The 16,969-nt window shown below is 49.7% G+C and carries 16 protein-coding genes; 7 read left to right on the plus strand and 9 right to left on the minus strand.

From position 1 onward, the window contains the following. Nucleotides 1–331 precede the first annotated feature (331 nt). Both HV477_RS07430 and HV477_RS07435 read right to left on the minus strand, forming a co-directional pair. The gene (locus tag HV477_RS07430) at nucleotides 332–1,963 is read right to left on the minus strand and encodes a class I SAM-dependent methyltransferase (protein WP_000979778.1); all 1,632 of its coding nucleotides are present in this window, start codon (nucleotides 1,961–1,963) and stop codon (nucleotides 332–334) included. A gap of 4 nt (nucleotides 1,964–1,967) precedes the next feature. After that, a complete protein-coding gene (locus tag HV477_RS07435; protein ID WP_001054380.1) occupies nucleotides 1,968–2,225 on the minus strand; it encodes a YjhX family toxin in 258 nt (85 codons plus the stop codon). Between the two features lie 486 nt (nucleotides 2,226–2,711). On the opposite strand from HV477_RS07435, the gene HV477_RS07440 reads away from it, so the two are divergent. The 4 genes from HV477_RS07440 (at nucleotide 2,712) to HV477_RS07455 (ending at nucleotide 6,393) form a co-directional block, all read left to right on the plus strand. Further along, entirely contained in the window at nucleotides 2,712–3,320 is a 609-nt protein-coding gene (locus tag HV477_RS07440) for a DUF1062 domain-containing protein (RefSeq protein WP_000864868.1), read from the plus strand. Nucleotides 3,321–3,547: 227 nt separating this feature from the next. Beyond that, nucleotides 3,548–4,543 carry a hypothetical protein gene (locus HV477_RS07445; RefSeq protein ID WP_175064943.1) on the plus strand — a complete coding sequence of 332 codons (996 nt, stop codon included), beginning with the start codon at nucleotides 3,548–3,550 and terminating at the stop codon, nucleotides 4,541–4,543. A gap of 272 nt (nucleotides 4,544–4,815) precedes the next feature. Then, the gene (locus HV477_RS07450; protein ID WP_000556790.1) at nucleotides 4,816–5,727 is read left to right on the plus strand and encodes an STM4504/CBY_0614 family protein; all 912 of its coding nucleotides are present in this window, start codon (nucleotides 4,816–4,818) and stop codon (nucleotides 5,725–5,727) included. 204 nt (nucleotides 5,728–5,931) lie between these two features. Further along, nucleotides 5,932–6,393, plus strand: a complete 462-nt coding sequence (locus HV477_RS07455) for a DUF302 domain-containing protein (RefSeq protein ID WP_023231489.1) — start codon at nucleotides 5,932–5,934, stop codon at nucleotides 6,391–6,393. Here HV477_RS07455 and HV477_RS07460 read toward each other — a convergent pair. Then, the gene (locus HV477_RS07460; RefSeq protein ID WP_175064944.1) at nucleotides 6,390–7,064 is read right to left on the minus strand and encodes a dienelactone hydrolase family protein; all 675 of its coding nucleotides are present in this window, start codon (nucleotides 7,062–7,064) and stop codon (nucleotides 6,390–6,392) included. The two genes, HV477_RS07455 and HV477_RS07460, sit on opposite strands and share 4 nt — an antisense overlap. 357 nt (nucleotides 7,065–7,421) lie before the next feature. Between HV477_RS07460 and uxuR the strand changes: the two genes are divergently transcribed. After that, entirely contained in the window at nucleotides 7,422–8,195 is a 774-nt protein-coding gene (uxuR, locus tag HV477_RS07465) for a Uxu operon transcriptional regulator (RefSeq protein WP_000841654.1), read from the plus strand. Here the strand turns inward: uxuR and trpS are convergent, their stop codons facing one another. Next, nucleotides 8,196–9,209: a tryptophan--tRNA ligase gene (gene trpS, locus HV477_RS07470; RefSeq protein ID WP_079898721.1), complete on the minus strand. Its 1,014-nt coding sequence runs from the start codon at nucleotides 9,207–9,209 to the stop codon at nucleotides 8,196–8,198. A 716-nt stretch (nucleotides 9,210–9,925) separates the two neighbouring features. Between trpS and HV477_RS07475 the strand changes: the two genes are divergently transcribed. Together HV477_RS07475 and HV477_RS07480 are read left to right on the plus strand one after the other, a co-directional pair. Next, nucleotides 9,926–10,456 (plus strand): Hcp family type VI secretion system effector, encoded by a 531-nt coding sequence (locus HV477_RS07475; RefSeq protein ID WP_000907671.1) that lies wholly within the window; start codon nucleotides 9,926–9,928, stop codon nucleotides 10,454–10,456. A gap of 238 nt (nucleotides 10,457–10,694) precedes the next feature. Beyond that, nucleotides 10,695–11,429, plus strand: coding sequence for an aspartate/glutamate racemase family protein (locus tag HV477_RS07480; protein ID WP_000683247.1), 735 nt, complete (start codon nucleotides 10,695–10,697; stop codon nucleotides 11,427–11,429). On the opposite strand, the gene hypT is transcribed toward HV477_RS07480, so the two are convergent. The 5 genes from hypT to HV477_RS07505 form a co-directional block, all read right to left on the minus strand. Beyond that, nucleotides 11,419–12,342: a hypochlorite stress DNA-binding transcriptional regulator HypT gene (gene hypT / locus HV477_RS07485; protein ID WP_175064945.1), complete on the minus strand. Its 924-nt coding sequence runs from the start codon at nucleotides 12,340–12,342 to the stop codon at nucleotides 11,419–11,421. The genes HV477_RS07480 and hypT overlap by 11 nt on opposite strands. Nucleotides 12,343–12,460: 118 nt before the next feature. Then, nucleotides 12,461–13,633 (minus strand): beta-aspartyl-peptidase, encoded by a 1,173-nt coding sequence (gene iadA, locus HV477_RS07490; protein ID WP_001113067.1) that lies wholly within the window; start codon nucleotides 13,631–13,633, stop codon nucleotides 12,461–12,463. Nucleotides 13,634–13,645: 12 nt separating this feature from the next. After that, a complete protein-coding gene (locus HV477_RS07495; protein WP_000211979.1) occupies nucleotides 13,646–14,107 on the minus strand; it encodes a YjiG family protein in 462 nt (153 codons plus the stop codon). Further along, nucleotides 14,104–14,775, minus strand: coding sequence for a nucleoside recognition domain-containing protein (locus HV477_RS07500; RefSeq protein ID WP_079898719.1), 672 nt, complete (start codon nucleotides 14,773–14,775; stop codon nucleotides 14,104–14,106). Before HV477_RS07500 ends, HV477_RS07495 begins: the two co-directional genes overlap by 4 nt. Nucleotides 14,776–15,646: 871 nt before the next feature. Continuing rightward, complete coding sequence (locus tag HV477_RS07505) at nucleotides 15,647–16,831, minus strand: MFS transporter (RefSeq protein ID WP_079898718.1); 1,185 nt, start codon at nucleotides 16,829–16,831, stop codon at nucleotides 15,647–15,649. Nucleotides 16,832–16,969: the final 138 nt, after the last annotated feature.

Here is a 16,969-nt window from a genome sequence, read left to right on the forward strand (position 1 = left end):
ACGTCTTATTGATGGTGATTTCGCTCATCAGGTGAGGTGGAATGCTTGCACGTCTTGCGACATATTGTGGCAGAAACTTAATGGCGAAATTAAGAGCCTATCCCATTAGGGCTATTTTACTTGCCATTTTGGACCTGGGCAGTGCTCAAAATCCTCACGTACTACGTGTACGCTCCGGTTTTTGCGCGCTGTCCGTGTCCAAACTGGCTGCGCCAATAACGCCTGGTGGGATAGGCTCTAAGACGATATATTCCCGCCTTGAGCCGTGTTAATTTGTTGCATACTTTTAAACGGAGGTATACCTCTTGTAGGCTATACCTCCTGCTTCACGTTATCGCGCGATTAACGCAAATACGCCCCAGCCAAAGTATTCTCGCGTCCAGGTGACGTGACGTTTGGGGGCTACCGTCAGTTCTGTTCGAACCTCTTGCGCAAACTCATCGTCAGGGTTTTCCTCCAGCCAGCGACGCATGGTCATCCACTTCGCGGCTTCATATCTGTCCCAGCCTTGCGGGTCCGCCAGCACCATTTCCACTACGTCATAGCCGAGTTGGTCGAAAAAGGCGACCAGCTCGGGCAGGGGACGAAAATCGGCGACGGATGAGACGCCACAGGCGTGGGCGATCTCTTCCGTTGCGGGGATCCGACGCCAGTACGGTTCACCGATGAGAATGATCCCGCCAGGTTTGAGGCTTTTGGCCAGCAGATCTATTGTCCCCGCGACACCGCCCGCAATCCAGGTCGCGCCTACGCAGGCCGCCACGTCATATTTTTCCTCGTCGATATAACCGGCCGCGTCGTTATGAATAAAATGTACATATTCACTGACGCCGAGCTCTTCTGCACGTTGTTTTGCCTGTGTGGTGAAGAGCGGGCTTATGTCAATGCCAGTACCTGTAACACCGTAATCGCGAGCCCAGGTGCAGAGCATCTCACCCGAACCGCTACCGAGATCGAGAATCCGCGTGCCTGGCTTCATGCGTAACGCATGGCCCAGTGTGGCGTACTTTTCCGCTGTAAACGGATTATGGATACGGTGTTCGCTTTCGCTAATGGTAAAAATACGTGGGATATCCATTGGGTTATTCCTTTTACTGAGGGTGATTCCCTCAGCGGGAGGGGCTTTTTCAGCCAGTAGCGCAAACAGCTTGCCTGCAAAAGTCTCGCCGACCGGCCAGGTGTGACTGTCCGGGCGCTGCAACACAGTGAAGCCAGCATCACCAAGCAGGCTGATATATTCATCATCGCGCCAGGCCTTCATTTGACTGCCGAAACGGGTGGTACAGCCGTTTTCCGCTATCGCCCAGAACTGCGTTGAGCTGGTTTGAGCCTCTTCATCCCAGGCATTTTCCGTTAACAGCAGATGAGGCTTGGCAAGAAACAGGCCGTGCGGACAACGCTGCCAGCATGGCTGCGCCATGCCCTGGCGTTTAACTTCATCGAAGGTATGCACTTCAACAAGCAGTTTGCCGTCCGGTTTCAACCACTGCGCGCAATGACTGATGAGGCTTTGCGCATCCGCAGCGCTAAAGACATTCAGTTCCCCAAACGTCATCATAATGAAATCAAAAGGTTCCGTGGGGTGGTATGTACGAATATCCTGCTGAATGTAGTCAATATTCAGGTTTGCGGCTTGCGCCTGCTGGCGAGCCCATGTGATGGATGCCGGAGAGAAATCTACGCCTGTGCAGTGAAACCCACGCTCCGCTAACAGGCGGGTATAAAAACCGGGTCCACAGCCGAGATCCAGAATGCAGGCGCCAGCGGGTAACTGACGGGTAATCCATGTTACCTGTTGCTCAATCACGGTTAGCCGGCGGCTGGCCCAGTCGTGGTCCTGTGACAGATGATTTTCCAGAATGCGTTGGCTGAAGGCTGGCTCGTCCCAGGGGATTTTGCCTTCATCGGGTAATAGCCGAATGCGATGCGTTGCAAAAATAACGGCGCTGATATCCATCATCATCTCCTTAGCGATTATCAGGCTGGGCGCGAACGTTGTTCAGCCCGGTTGTATTAATGCGGTAGGGCTGACCGTTAACGGATTTGATCAGCTTTTTGGTTTTGAGTTTTTTGAATACAGCGAGCGTGCAATCGGCGAGCAACAGCCCTTCGCGGCTATAGCACTCAACGGCGGTGACGCGGCCTGACGCATCGCGGATGTGCGTAATGCGTCCGCCTTTGGCGAGAACGTGTAAGGTACGTTGTTCCTGACGGGATAAATTCATACTGAAGAACCTGTTTAATCATCATAGGCAAAACGTGCAAACACACTGCGGTGTCCGCATTCGATTTCGGCGCATTGATAATCAGTCCGGCCTGAAAAGGTCGGGGAACTGATTATCAGATGATGACATTCTCCAGCATCAAAGCCTCGAGTTGAGTTGAAAGGTATTTACGTCGTGAATGATAACACCTGATTTCTGTAAGTGAATAACCGGGAGTGAAAAGTGTGATCTCAAAGGGAGGATCATGCGTTTAGTAAGTCAGTTGAATAGATCCCGCCGCTACCATAATGAATATTGATTAAACTCATATACCCGATAATGACCGCTTTGATAGTCTCGACGTATCTTTTGGCCATTGACAGGGTTGTAGCGTTGGAAATCTTTTTTTAACCCGCTGAAAAATATGACTTAAATATTTTTCATACACAAACATTTATGGTCCGCTGAGTTCGGATCCGGTTTTGTATGGGTTAAAAAAGGTACGTTATGAAAGTCATATGGACTGTCACTCCTGTGGGGTATCAGCGCATAGCGAAACGTTGCCCTTCATGCAGCGTAAAACGGGACTTCACGCCTTCTGGGGCATTTCGGGTTAATTCGCAAAAGAAGGTACTTGATGTCTGGAGTATCTATAAATGCACACACTGCGATTACACCTGGAATATCTCCTTGTTCTCACGCCTGCCAGTCAGCAAAATTAACCGCGATCTTTATGGTCGACTGATGGCGAATGATGCCACCACGGTGCAATATTTTGCTTATGACAACGCGATCCTGAAGCGAAACAATGCTGAATTATCGGGGCCGCCTGATTTTCACATTCAGGAACGGTGGCTGGTCAGTATCGCCTCCCACAAGCAGGTCAGTGTTAGCGTCAGGATTTCCCGTTCTTTTCAGGTCAGCCTGCTGTCGATTTTGAAGAAGCAACTCCTGCTAAGCGCAGCCGAAATCAAGAGACGGATTGAAACAGGGCAAATAAGTGGCGTCACGATGAAAATGCTTAAATCACGAAAACTGAAGAATGCGAAATATGATTTGCAGTTCTCTGTTGAAACACTGTATGACCGGCGAAGGATTGTTCTGACCCGTCGATAAAAACAATAAGCTCACCTTACGTTTAAGTGTGCTGGTATGGCAACGACGCAACGGAATGAAAGAAGGACTAAGGGACAGGTGAGCTTTAGTTGAATAACGCTTGTCTGTGGCATTCAGTGAAGACTGAATGCCATGGATAATCCAGATTTTCGCACCAGTGATGATCAGCAGAATGACAAAGGGCGATGGGTTATAATTATCTGTAGAGTAAACAAAAGGAATATAATGTGGCGCTATACAATATCTCTGAGAAAATACTGACTACCCTTGAAAAAACATCTTTCACCATCGAAAGGCTGCAGGAACGCTATGATCTTCAGGAGGCTATCAAGAAGAATATTGATATTGTTGCGCCGGGCTGCCTTGTCATATCCGAAGAATTCTCTGATTGGGAGGATAGTCGGCGGAGGATTGATTTATTAGCGATTGACAAGCAGGCCAATTTGGTTGTCATTGAACTGAAACGTGATGAAATCGGCGCGCATATGGAACTGCAGGCGCTAAGGTATGCGGCAATGATTTCAACGATGAGTTTTGCGAAAGCATGCGAATATTATCAGGCATATCTTTGGAAGCATGGGATCGATGAGAATGCAAAAGAGAAGTTACTGGATTTTGTAGAGTTAGAAGAAAACGAACTCGCTGATTTTGGTAAAGATATTCGCATCGTTCTGGCATCAGCGGATTTCAGTAAAGAATTAACGACAACCGCAATATGGCTAAGAGATAAAGGTGTCGATATTCGCTGTGTTCGCTTAACGCATTACAACTTTAAGGGTGAAGTGCTGATTAATGCTGAACAAATAATACCAGTCCCTGAACTGGAAGAATATCAGGTCAGATTCAGAGAGAAACGCACGGAACAAATTATTAGCAGTCAAAAGTCGGAGAGGGATTATTCCTTATATAAATATAAAGGAAAAACCTTCAATAAACGGAAGCTTGCACTTGAACTTTTCACTGACTGGATTAATAAACATAATCCTGCGAATATAGATGATCTCAAGAATAAATTGAGTGAAGACTTACAGAAAAGAACAGTAGCACTGGTTGAGCAGATCCCTGAAAAAAGGAAAAACAGATATCATATGCAAGAAGATGCGTTGATTGAGTTGCCGTCCGGTGAGCGTATTGCTATATCGAATCAATGGGGGTTAGGGACTATAGAACTGCTTATTGATTTTGTTCGTCAGGATAATTTTGTAGTTGAAAAAGTGGGTTGACAGGAAGTAATAATAAAACAGATCCCATTCATTAATGGGATCTCACGTTTCATCCGATACGAAGACCCTGGTCTCTTTGACAGTAGCGTCATAATTACGCAAGCCTCTTTACTTTGCTTATCATTTATATTTAATGTAAATATTCACTCAACACCATTAAAAAATAAGAAAAAATGACTCACTGTTGAGCTGATATTAATACCTGAACCACTGAATTAGAGTAGTGTGGCGCTATCCATAGCGTAAGTTCTGTTGCGGTTACAGGGGGAGGAATGCACACCTTTAGACCATACTCACTAAGGCATAGCGATCTGTTATATGAAGATATTCCGTTAGAAATACGCGAGCAAATACTCTTATTGATTATTAATACGCTAGGAAATTGCTCCTCTTTTTATGATATGACATTATACTGCTATCATAATAGTCATTCTGACGAAGTTTATCGAAGAATATGTAAAACGTTGCGCAAAGAGTATGGCTTATTCACCTTATATGCGCATTCAACGTCATATCTGGATGAAATGAGTAATCTGTTATTAAAAACAGATGATAAAAGAAAGCATATTGATACCATTGAGCTTGCTTTTAACTATATAGATACCTACCTTCGAACCTATGAAGTTACGCTTGGGTTAGAACCGGATAAGGCGATTAGTGAATTAAACAATATATTTCATGAGCATAGTTTAAAATATCGCTATGAAAATGGTAGAATTGTAAGGTTGCGCAGAATAAAACGGCTTAAAAACATATGTTATTATTTGTACTCCCCTGGAGAGTATGGCTTTGTCGAATATGATCTTATGGAAGCGTATAATCGCCTGATACTTAATGATTTTGCCTGTGTCGTAAGGGAATGTCATGCAGCCTTCAGAAGCGTTATTCTCAGAATTCATGAGAGAAAAGGTATCGTGTATCATGAACAAGATAGTTTAAATACACTAATGGCTAATCTGATGGCGAGAGGCGTTATATCTGCTGAATATGTACATAAATTTCATTTTTTAAGTGACGTGCTGGAGTCAGAAATATTTCTGCCGATGGCGCAAGAAAAATCGCATCATCACTACGCAATGATGCTCCGTATCTCTGAAGAGTTGGCCTGTAGTATCTATTATCTTACTGAGCGGAGTATATTTTTTCTTACCCAGCGGGCTGAAGAAGACAGTGTCGCGCCATAATAATGATCGCGCTGTCGCTCAGTCAGACTGGATCATCGTTATTTAAATTTGTTCAGACGTCGGAATTTTTTGTTCTGCCGTCTGTTTTTTTAGTGATGAGCTGTTCAGTGCAATAATAAGGGGTACAGTACGATGACTGATTTTTAAACTGCATATCATCTGTGTCGCATTTACTCATGGGTATTGGGTCAGGGAGAGAGAAGAATGAGCGCTATTTTAAAGCCTTTTTTATTGGCAATAACCCTGATGTTAATCTTAATAAGGCCTGGCTTTGCAACGGAGGATGGAGCGATAACCATGGTTAAAACCTACAGCGCTTATGACTATTTGCAGACCCGAGCGCGGTTGATGCACGCTGTCGCCGATCACGGTCTGGTGTTATTTGGGGAATTTGATCATGCCAGAGCGGCACAGAATGTTAACCTGAAAATGCCGCCGACAACGGTTCTGGTCTTTGGCAATCCTAAAGGCGGAACGCCTCTCATGCTGGCGCATCCCGAACTGGCGCTGGATTTACCGTTTCGGGTGCTCATTAGCCAGCAAGCCGATGGGCGAACGTTGGTCAGTTATCATCCCGCCGAAACGCTGCAACGTTATGGTCTTGATGCCGCAGACATACAGGCTTTGAAAAAACTGGAACAGCTCGTTGAAAAAAGTCTCCACTAAAGCTGAAAATCGGGCGATGTGTTTGCACAAGTGATGTCGCGAATAAATGCGCTCACATCGTCCATTACCTGATGCGATAAGGCGGCATCGAAGGTGGCGCTATCAGCATCACAGAACCCGTGCCGCGCATCGTACATTTTACACTGCACCCGGGGGCGCTTTTCCAGCGACTGTCGCATGGCGAGGGGATCAAATGCCGGCTCATAACGCGCGATAATAACCAGTGCCGGACAGAGAGGCGCAAGATGAAGGTACTGGCGTATACGGGAACCGTAATAGCAAATGACGCCATCGCATAACCCACTGGCTGCACTTAGCCATGCGAGCGTTGCGCCGACGCTATATCCTACGACGATTAGCGTCTCGTACTGCGTTCTGAGCTCGTGGAGTAATGTGGTAACGACGGCGGGATCAAAGCCGACATTTGCTGAAAAGTGACGGTAAGCCTCCTCCTGCTGTTCATAGCGAAAGGGGGTATGGTGAGGAAACAGCGCGGGAATATAGATGTCGAATCCGCGCGTCATCCATTCATGGCCTGCGCGTTGGATATGAGCGTTAATACCATAAATTTCATGCAGAATAATCGCTGCCCGGCGATGGCGGCTCGACAAACTGGAGGCGTTGCTTCCCCCGGATACGCCTGGGGCGAAAAACACGGTGTCTTTTATCATAACGCGTTCTTGATACAAAGAGAGCGGCTGGATTTTCGCCGATCACGCTATGTCAGAGGCATTATTCCTGTCAATGTACAGACACATTTTATGGCCTGATTTTTGGTTGATAAATTTTATATTGGTAAACCAATATGCTGTTCATATTCAGGCATCAGGGCTAAAGGTGGAACATCAGTTGTGTATTGTCTACTGCCTTTCCTTTTATCTGGTTATCTGGCTTCACTAGCGAAACGGGGCGCATTATTGTTTTGTTGGTTGACCAGTTTCGCGTTTTTGGTGTGCTACGCGTGCTATCCCTCTTTACAAATGCTATAGTCTGATACCGGGAAATCGCATCGGACGGGCACGACCAATATGAAATCAAACACTTCTCAGCAAAGACCTTACCAGGAAGTGGGCGCAATGATACGGGATCTGATTGTTCAGACGCCGTACCGCCCCGGGGAGCGCTTGCCGCCGGAAAGAGAGATCGCTGAGAGGCTCAATGTGACGCGTACCGTCGTGCGTGAAGCGCTGATCATGCTGGAAATTAAAGGTCTGGTTGAAGTCCGCCGCGGCGCCGGGATCTACGTGCTCGACAGCGCGGATAATAACGAGATGGAAGGCGCTGACGTCAATCACTGTAATGACGCCGGGCCGTTTGAACTGTTACAGGCGCGTCAGTTGCTGGAAAGCAATATCGCTGAATTTGCCGCTCTGCAAGCCACCCGCGAAGACATCATTAAAATGCGCCAGGCGTTACAACTGGAAGAGCGAGAGCTCGCCTCCAGCGCGCCGGGCGGCTCAGAAAGCGGCGATATGCAGTTTCATCTGGCCATTGCCGAAGCGACCCATAACAGTATGTTGGTAGAGCTCTTCCGTCAGTCCTGGCAATGGCGTGAAAATAATCCGATGTGGCTCCAGCTTCATAGCCATCTGGGCGATACGCTTTACCGTAAGGAGTGGCTGGTCGATCATAAGCAGATCCTCGCGGCGTTAATTAAGAAAGACGCCCGCGCAGCGAAGCTGGCGATGTGGCAGCACCTGGAAAACGTGAAGCAGCGTCTGCTGGAGTTTTCCAATGTTGATGACATCTACTTTGATGGCTATCTGTTTGAGTCATGGCCGCTGGACAACGTTGATGCCTGATTATACCTGGAATAGCGTGGGCAGACCCAGTCCACGTTTTACTTCCTGTAGCGTCTTTTGAGTGACCTCATGGGCCCGCTCGCTACCTTTTTTCAGTAATTCCATTAGCATTCCCTTATCTGCAATAAAGGTTGCCCGTCGTTCGCGTATTGGCGCGATCAGTTCTTGCAGGCAGGTCTCCAGCTCATTTTTACAGACACGATCGCCTAGCCCGCCTTGTTGATAATGTACTTTCATCGCCGCGACTTTGGCTTTATCCGGATGGAACGCATCCAGCCACGTAAAGACGACGTTACCTTCTATTTTTCCCGGATCGCTAATTTTTAAATGACCGGGATCGGTGTACATCGCGCTGACCGCACGGTGGATGGTCTCTTCGCTGGCGGAAAGAAGCAGGGTATTGCCGAGCGATTTCGACATCTTGGCGCTGCCGTCAATGCCGGGCAGACGACCCGTATCGCTCAGGAGCGCCTGACAGGGTCGCAATACCGGCGAGGAGAAAAGACTATTCATCTTATGAACGATCTCATTCGTTTGCTCAATCATGGGCAATTGGTCGTCGCCAACCGGTACCATTTCGGCCTTAAAGGCGGTGATATCTGCCGCCTGGCTAATGGGATACGCCATGAACCCGACCGGCAGGGAACGGGTAAAGCCTTTTTGGGCAATCTCATTTTTTACCGTAGGATTACGCTCCACTCGGGCGACGGTAACAATATTCATATACAGCACCGTTAATTCAGCAAGGGCGGGTAACGCGGATTGCAGGCAGATCGTCGTCAGCGTGGGATCGATGCCGACGGCCAGATAGTCAGCTAACACTTGCGGAATATTATCGCGGATTTTTTGCGGATTACTGCCGTTATCGGTGAGTCCCTGCAGGTCGGCAATCAGGACATACTGTTGGTGATCCTGCTGTAGCGCGACGCGCTGGCGCAGTGAACCGACATAATGGCCGAGGTGCAACGAGCCGGTGGGGCGATCGCCAGTCAGAATGATGGGAAGGGTGTTCATTAAGGACTCCTTTATGCTTACTGTAAAGCCGAAAGACGTCCCGAAACGCAGTAGCCGCCTTTCGGCGGCTACTTAAAGAGGGATAGTGATCCGTGCCGCCTTCAGGAAGGCAGCCACCAGCGGAGATGACGTTGCGTAGCGTTGGATCGTTTCGTGTTCATGTGATCTAACGTATCACGACTAAACGTAAGGGTAAAGCGGCTGACGTGTCGTCCGGGCATAAAGTCATATCGCCTGAACAGAGAACATGTTACTGACTTTGAAACGCGATTTTATAATTTGCTGCCCAAAATACGTGGCGCTGAAAGGCGCATTTTTGATGCAAATCATTTATTACTGTGATAACACTGCGCGCGATAAAAACATTAAATATATTCACATAGTAAATATGTTCTATTGGAATGGTTGTTTTCGATATGACAAAAGTCTAAAAAACCCATTGATGTGAAAAGGAATAAGAATTGTCTATATTCCGATTCGGTGTAATTAAGTAATTTCTCGGATAAAAATAAGAAATGATATTGATATTTCTTTTTTGATATGGTTCTTATAGCGGCTATGGTTATTCAGGAAACGATGCTTGAATGCCTGGCGTAATAGATTTCAGGTCAGTAGCGCTATTGTAAAATGGATTGTTGATGGCAGAAGGTATTTAGCAAGAATCCAGTTATAGCAGATTGTCGGTATTTAATCTGGTATACAGAGACACCAACGAAATGGCTGGAAAATGGAACGTTCTTTCATTGTTGGCGTTCCGTCCTTGTCAGCCTGCTTTGCCGCATGATAATCACGGAGGGGGGATGGACGCCATCTATTTAAAACTGGACGGTATTGAAGGCGAAAGCCGGATCAAAGGTTTTGAAAACCAAATAAAACTTATTGCTTACAACCACAACCCGACGAAACGGGAGTCCGGCGAAGCGAGAGGGACATATATTGGAGGGTTGACGCTGACAAAGCCAGTCGATCTTGCTACGCCTGGCCTCTATGAGCACTATTGTAACGGGAAAACGGTGAAAGAAGGCGTGCTGACATTATGCCGTCGTGATAAGGGCGCAATGCTGCCATTTATTATTTATACGCTCACCAATGTGCGAATTTCACGCATGAGCAATCATGGCGACGCCGAAGGCAGCGCCACGGAGACCGTGGATTTGGTTTATAGCCATATTCGCTGGGATATTCCCGCATTAGCGTCGAAAAGCAAAACACGGCGGCCCCTTCACCGACAGGCGCTGTGGCGATGAGGACAAAACAAGCTTGCGGACTCGCAGTGGGCGATGCTGTATAGCGAAATGGCATTTAGCGGCTTGCGAAGGTCGATGAGCGCTCATGTAACCAATCGATTGCCTGAAAAGGCGATAACGCGTGGCCATTACACCCGTTATGATTTTTACGCATAGCCGCTAATAAAACGGCATTTTTTATATACACATCAAGTTGATAGTGTGTTTCTGACCTTGACGTAAATAAGCGGGAAAAGCGATGAAACACACCATTGGGATACTGGGGGGGATGGGACCTGCGGCAACGGCGGATATGTTGGAAAAATTTGTTGAATTGCGACATGCCAGTTGTGATCAACAACACATCCCGCTCATTGTCAGCTCTATCCCTGATATTCCCGATCGTACAGCATGTCTGTTATCCGGCGGGCCTTCGCCATACCGTTATCTGGAGCGTTATCTGCATATGCTGGAAGACGCCGGGGCGGAGTGTATCGTTATCCCATGCAACACTGCACATTATTGGTTTGATGATTTACAGAACGTCGCGAAAGCGCGAATGATCAGCATCCTGGACGCCACCCTGGGGGATATTCCGCCATCGGCGCGGCACGTTGGTCTGCTGGCGACCAATGCGACGCTGGCAACCGGGTTATATCAAAAGAAAGCGCTGGCGCGGGGGCTGACGTTAATTCAGCCAGAAGACGCGGGGCAGGCGTTGGTAATGCAGGCTATTTATACGCTTAAACGTGGCGATAAAACTGCGGCGCAAGCGCTGCTGCTGCCGCAAATCGATAGCCTTATTGCCCGTGGCGCCCAGGCAATTATTATGGGGTGTACCGAAATTCCGCTTATTGTGGCCGGACATGAACGCGCGATAGCGTGCCCGATGATTGATTCCACAGCGTCGCTGGTGCGCGCGGCGATTCGTTGGTATGAGTCCTGGCCAGACACCCGCGCCTCTTTGACCGGGGAACAACGCCTTACCGCCTGAGGTGTTTACAGCGCGGCCTGAGCCCACGCAGGTCGCGCCAAAATGTTTCGGCTACCTGACTCATGCGGGTATTCATGCGATAAGCATAAGCCTGGATCGGGATAACCAGTTCGTCGGCATCAAGCACTATCAGGCGTCCGTCTGTAATCTCCTGACGGATAGCATACTCGGGCAACCAGGCGATTCCGCAGCCGTCCATCGCAACCTGTTTTAACAATTCACTCATCGAAGAGACGAAAAATGTACTGAAACTCAGTTCAGCATGGCGAGTCAGAGTACGATTTATCAGCCGGCCCATATAGGAGTTCTGACTGTAATTAAGCAGGGGAAAGTGCGGCTGCTCAAGCGTATAGCGCGGCTCGCCCCGGCCATTGTTGGCGCAAACCGGAAACAGTCTCGACTCAAACAGGCGGATGTTATCAAACGGCGCTTGTTGCAGATTTTCATCGTGATAAGAAAAGATAAAATCGCTTTGCCCCTCACGTAACATATCCACCGCCTGGTCGACATCTATCGCCTCAACGGCGTAGGTAAACTGCGTCGGCATCTGCTTAACGATGGTCGGCAACAGGCCGAGGGAGAGCGAGTGGGCGGCGGCAATCTTGATTTTACGCAGCGTATAATCGCTGCCGCCGCGCAGTTCGGTCAGATTACTTTCCAGCTGCTGTAACAGGTGGCGAACCTGGGAGTGAAAGATTTTACCCTGTTCGGAAAGCTGTAGCGGCGAGACCTGTCGGTTAAACAGTTCAACGCCCACGGCATGTTCCAGGGCGCGAATCCGCCGGCTAAAAGCGGGTTGCGATACGTTGCGGATAATGGCGGCCTGAGAGAAATTGCGGCACTTTTCCAGCGTCAGAAAATCATATAGCCATTTTGTCTCAATATTGTGCAAACCTGCTCCAGTTACATCCATTTACCGTTATCCTGTCAGTCGCCCGAAGGGGCATTCTACGTCCATTCGGGCGGCTGACAACCGCTTATCCCGTCCTCTTTCAGGATGCCGCGATGGGGCAGCCTGAAACTAGCGGGAATTACGCCGGTTCAAAGGTACCTTTTACGCAGGCTTTCCCCTCATTGACCATGCGTTTGCCGCGCGCATACACCTGCTCAATGCGTAAATCTGCGCTAAAGACAAGCAGATCCGCATCGTTACCGGGACGGATTTCGCCTTTGCCGTCCAGACTGAGGAAGGCGGCTACGCTGGTCGTCAGCGGGCGCAGAGCATCGGTCAGGCTGAATCCGTAGTGATTAACCAGCGTCTGCAACGTCTCCAGCAAACTTTCGAAGCCCGCGACGCCGATGCCCGTCAGATTTCCGGCAGCGTCAAATAGCGGCTGGCTGCCGTTACCGTCTGAACTGAGCGTCACCCGGGAAAGCGGGACGCCGGCTTTTACCGCTCTGGCAATGCCCTCCGCCGGCGCGACGGGATCCGGGATACTGGTGGTAATGTCGATTACGCCGCCTTTAAGCGCAAACGCCAGCGCCTGCTCGAAAAGCGATTCGCTACGGTTGACGTGGGTAGGCAGCAGTTTACCGATCGGCACGTCGCTGTTTTCCAGGATGTCATACAGCGGCTGTAACCCTTTTTTGCTGCTGCCCATATGAAAAACGCTGACACCGGGTTTACCGCCCAGCAGGCCGCCAACGCGTGATTCAGCGGCCATGCTGGCGAGTTGATTCCCGCTGGGCGCGGCGGAACGGTGGTCGGAGACTGCGCATTTCACGCCAATGACGCGATCGATCAGCGCGACGTCTTTTTCTACCGAGCCAGTAATGGTCGGCGACGGAACGTGATAAGCGCCCGTGAGCATCCAGGCGGTGATCCCCTCCTCATTTAGCGCTCGCGTTTTGGCTAACAGCGACGCGGGATGACGGCTGACGGAGTCGGTGCCAAGCAGGCCGACGACCGTTGTTATCCCGGCTTCCGTCAGGCGGCTCAGGGAGACTTCCGGCGTCCGCGTCGTCGGCCCCGCTTCGCCGCCGCCGCCGATCAGATGAACGTGTTGGTCGATAAAGCCCGGGCACAGCATACGACCGCTAAGATTAATCACCGCACAGTCCGGTACGATATCGCTGGGGATGTCAGCGCCGACGGCAATAATTTTGCCATTCGCGAGCAGAACATCGCAGATGCCCCGGTCTTCTGGCGCAAACAGGTGCGCACCCTGTAATAAGGTAAACTCCGCGGCGGATAAATCAGGCATGATAACTCCTTATTAAACAATAAGCTGCATGACCCAGATCGACAGCAGCGCATTGATGGCGCAGACTGCGATAATATGCGGGTAATATTTGGCGTTGACTTCGGCAGTACCGAGACAGCGGCCGACATTCTGTACCGGGTTTCCCATCAGGTAAATGGCTGGCAGTAGTACGGTAACATCGTGGCCGCTTAGCGCGCCGGCGGTAGCCAGACTGGCCGCCACGCCAACGGCGCCGCCCATACTCATCAGCGAAGCCAGAAGCACCGTAGCCGCTTCGCCGGGAAGCCCCCACAACGCCATCACGGGCTGGCAGATATGGCCTACCCAGTCGAGCAGACCGGTAATTTTCAGCGCCTGAATAATGACAAATGCCATGACCACATTGGGTAACAGGTTGGTCGTGGCGATGGTAAAACCGCGGCGTGCGCCATCGATAAACATATCCATGACATTCTTACGTACCTGAGTCGTCATGATTGGGCTCCTTGCGCAGGGTGACGGCGTTCTTCGATGTTAATCCAGATGCGCAAAAGGTTTGCGCCGATAAATTTGAATAGCAGAATGACCACCAGCGGAATGATGACTGACGTCCCCAGAAAGGCGAATACCGCAACGCCGGAGGAGAAATAGTTGGTGATAATAGCGCTGCCGCTGGTCTGCCAGGCGGCAAAAATCACTTTATCGCGTTCGGTGATTTCACCTTCCTGCGCCAGCTCTTTAGTCATACCCGCCGCGGCGTCGGTATTTTGCAGGTTGGCGATCAGCGCCAGTGAGCAAATGCCGGGAATGCCAAGCAATGGTTTCAGGATAGGCGTCATCAATTGCTGCGCCGCCCGCAGACCGCCCAGTCCATCCGTAATCGCGATGATACCCAGAGAAAGGATAACCGACGGTGCCAGCTCCAGCGCAAAAAGGAAGCCATCTTTCGCGCCCGTTCCGCCCGCGCCGCGAAAGGTCTGCGTACTGGTCACATGACCGAATGACCCGTTGAGTACGGTAAAATCAAAAACGCGCCACCAGCCTTCGCTTCCGGAAAATACGCCGGAAAAGAAAATAATGGTGAGAAAAAACGCCAGATATCCCTTTATCCCGACCTTTTCTGTATCAAGCGGCATGGCCGCCCCGTCCACTTGTTGCGCCATAGCGATCCCCGAATTTTTTTGATGATGTGTTGGTTGTAGCCACAGGCCAAAAAGCCCGAAACAGAAAGACCTTATCAGCCATAAGGGTAAGGACAAAATGCAAGTATGTATCGTGCTATGCGTTTCTTGCATAGCAGCGCGAAAAATCACCATCTTCGCTACTGCCGGAGGCGCGGGGAACCGTGGACGGTACAACGCGCGGTAAAAAAGCAAAGAAACAGGTGTTGACGCAGGCCAGAGCCGGGAGCAGGAAAAAGGGGAAATAAATTTGACGTTAGTCAATTTCACGCCACTTAATTATCGTTGTTAAAAAATAGGATTTTTTAACCTAAATTTTACTTTTTTACTGTAATTTTTCACGCCTTAAGAGGAATTGTCACGGTCAGGTCAGTAGCCGCTGATGGGTCAGCTTGCGCCCTAAGAATCCTGCGGGCAGGTAATAAAAAACGAATAATCGAATTAATTTCATAATGTGATTTATTTATAATTGTGATGATTTGAGAGGGAACGATAATCATCATAATGGAATATATAGCCAAAATAATTCGAGTTGCGTAAAGGCGGCAAGGGAGTGAGTCCCCGGGAGCATAGATAACGATGTGACTGGGGTGAGCAACGGCCCGTCAGGGCGAGGCCCATGGATGGGCCGAGTAATCCGTAGCCAACACATAAGCCACTTGAAGTATGAAGGGTATATAAAATAATAGGCAGATTGATAGCACTAAAAACCATAGAATAAGTATAGTTTTTAGTGGCATCTTTACCTTGAAATAACGTGTTGAGGATGTGCTATTAAAAACAGATCCGCATTGCGCCGCGAATAGCCTTAAAGATACAACCCGGTGCGGATAGAGCGGGTTTACTCTACCGCTTATTCACGTATCACAAACCGTTTTTGTTTTATCTGCTGCGCGGCGCTGATCAGCGCGGCAAAAAAGAGCGCCGCGGCGCCGCAAAGCGTGGCGTTGATAATTGCCGACGCGCCATTGCCTGACAGACTGGCGGCGAGCGGACCGAGAATTTGCCCAATACCATACGTTAGCGTCACCAGGCCTAACAAATTAATATTACCCGGCGCGCTGAGTTGTCGGGCAAGCGGCATCACCAGCGAGGTTGTGCCCATAAACGTGGCGCCAAAACCAATACTGCTCAGTATTAACAGCAACAATGAGTCGCTGGCGAGAGACAGCAGCACGCAGGCGCTCTGGATCAACAGGTTCGCGGTCAGGCATGGCAGGACGCCCCAATGTTTTGCCGCCCACAGCCAGCCGAAGCAGCCGGGAATGATCGCCAGGCCGACCAACGACCAAAGGTGCGCCGTGAGTAGTGGAGAGCCCGCGCTTTTCGCCATCAGCGGCAAATAGGTAGCGACAATGATGTAGCCGAATCCGGCGAAACCGTACAACAGCGCCAGTTGCCACCAGGGCATAGGCTGATTTTCGATTCTTGCTAAGGGCGCAGGCGGCAGCGCATGAGCGCGGGGGGGAATCAATATTGCCACGATTAATAGCAATATACCGGCGAGCGCCCCGGCCCCCAGCCATAGCGAATGGGCCGAAAGCGCATAATGTAAACCGCCAATGACATATTCGTTGCCCAGTGCAATCCCGGCCCCGACGCCGGAAAAGAGCGCGGCGATCACAAACGGATGGCGGGTATGATGCAACACAATCATTGATCCAAAAATCATCATTCCCGCGCTCGCGACGCCTGCCAGGAAGCGCACCAACATGACGACCGCGGGTTGGGTAAATATCGCCATGGCCAGAATAAGAATACCGGTGGCGACCGCCGAAGCCAGCAGCATGGGGCGTAGACGAGAGGGGAGATGAAAAAGGCCAAAGGAAAACAGTAAGCTTCCCGCCAGGTACCCTGCATAATTGGCGCTGGCAATCCAGGCGAGTTGGTTAAACGTTAGCTGCTTTTCCGCCAGCATTACCGGCAGCATGGGCGTATACAGAAAGCGGCCAACTCCCATCCCCAGCGTCAATACCATCATACCGAAAAGCGCCGTAAAAATGGGATGGCGAGGTGAAGCGCTCTGAGCATGAACCATGGTTTTTCTCTTTGCTAAAGTAAGGCAGGAATGCCGGATTGTTGTTGTAAATGATAATAAAAAGTAAAATTAATGTTTCAAATTTGCAAGAAAAGAAAGTGAAGCGCAGGCGAATAACGGATTGAGAAGAGGGGCATC

It is taken from the genome of Salmonella sp. SG203, assembly GCF_013350575.1.
Classification (GTDB): Bacteria; Pseudomonadota; Gammaproteobacteria; order Enterobacterales; family Enterobacteriaceae; genus Salmonella; species Salmonella enterica.

Coding starts and splice junctions, on each gene's coding strand:
- trpS (WP_079898721.1), bottom strand. CDS start 9,209: ATGAACACCCTTCCCATCATTCTGACTGGCGATCGCCCCACCGGCTCG.
- HV477_RS07475 (WP_000907671.1), top strand. CDS start 9,926: ATGGCTGGAAAATGGAACGTTCTTTCATTGTTGGCGTTCCGTCCTTGT.
- hypT (WP_175064945.1), bottom strand. CDS start 12,342: ATGGATGTAACTGGAGCAGGTTTGCACAATATTGAGACAAAATGGCTA.
- HV477_RS07450 (WP_000556790.1), top strand. CDS start 4,816: ATGCACACCTTTAGACCATACTCACTAAGGCATAGCGATCTGTTATAT.
- HV477_RS07505 (WP_079898718.1), bottom strand. CDS start 16,831: ATGGTTCATGCTCAGAGCGCTTCACCTCGCCATCCCATTTTTACGGCG.
- HV477_RS07455 (WP_023231489.1), top strand. CDS start 5,932: ATGAGCGCTATTTTAAAGCCTTTTTTATTGGCAATAACCCTGATGTTA.
- uxuR (WP_000841654.1), top strand. CDS start 7,422: ATGAAATCAAACACTTCTCAGCAAAGACCTTACCAGGAAGTGGGCGCA.
- iadA (WP_001113067.1), bottom strand. CDS start 13,633: ATGCCTGATTTATCCGCCGCGGAGTTTACCTTATTACAGGGTGCGCAC.
- HV477_RS07435 (WP_001054380.1), bottom strand. CDS start 2,225: ATGAATTTATCCCGTCAGGAACAACGTACCTTACACGTTCTCGCCAAA.
- HV477_RS07460 (WP_175064944.1), bottom strand. CDS start 7,064: ATGATAAAAGACACCGTGTTTTTCGCCCCAGGCGTATCCGGGGGAAGC.
- HV477_RS07480 (WP_000683247.1), top strand. CDS start 10,695: ATGAAACACACCATTGGGATACTGGGGGGGATGGGACCTGCGGCAACG.
- HV477_RS07495 (WP_000211979.1), bottom strand. CDS start 14,107: ATGACGACTCAGGTACGTAAGAATGTCATGGATATGTTTATCGATGGC.
- HV477_RS07500 (WP_079898719.1), bottom strand. CDS start 14,775: ATGGCGCAACAAGTGGACGGGGCGGCCATGCCGCTTGATACAGAAAAG.
- HV477_RS07440 (WP_000864868.1), top strand. CDS start 2,712: ATGAAAGTCATATGGACTGTCACTCCTGTGGGGTATCAGCGCATAGCG.
- HV477_RS07430 (WP_000979778.1), bottom strand. CDS start 1,963: ATGATGATGGATATCAGCGCCGTTATTTTTGCAACGCATCGCATTCGG.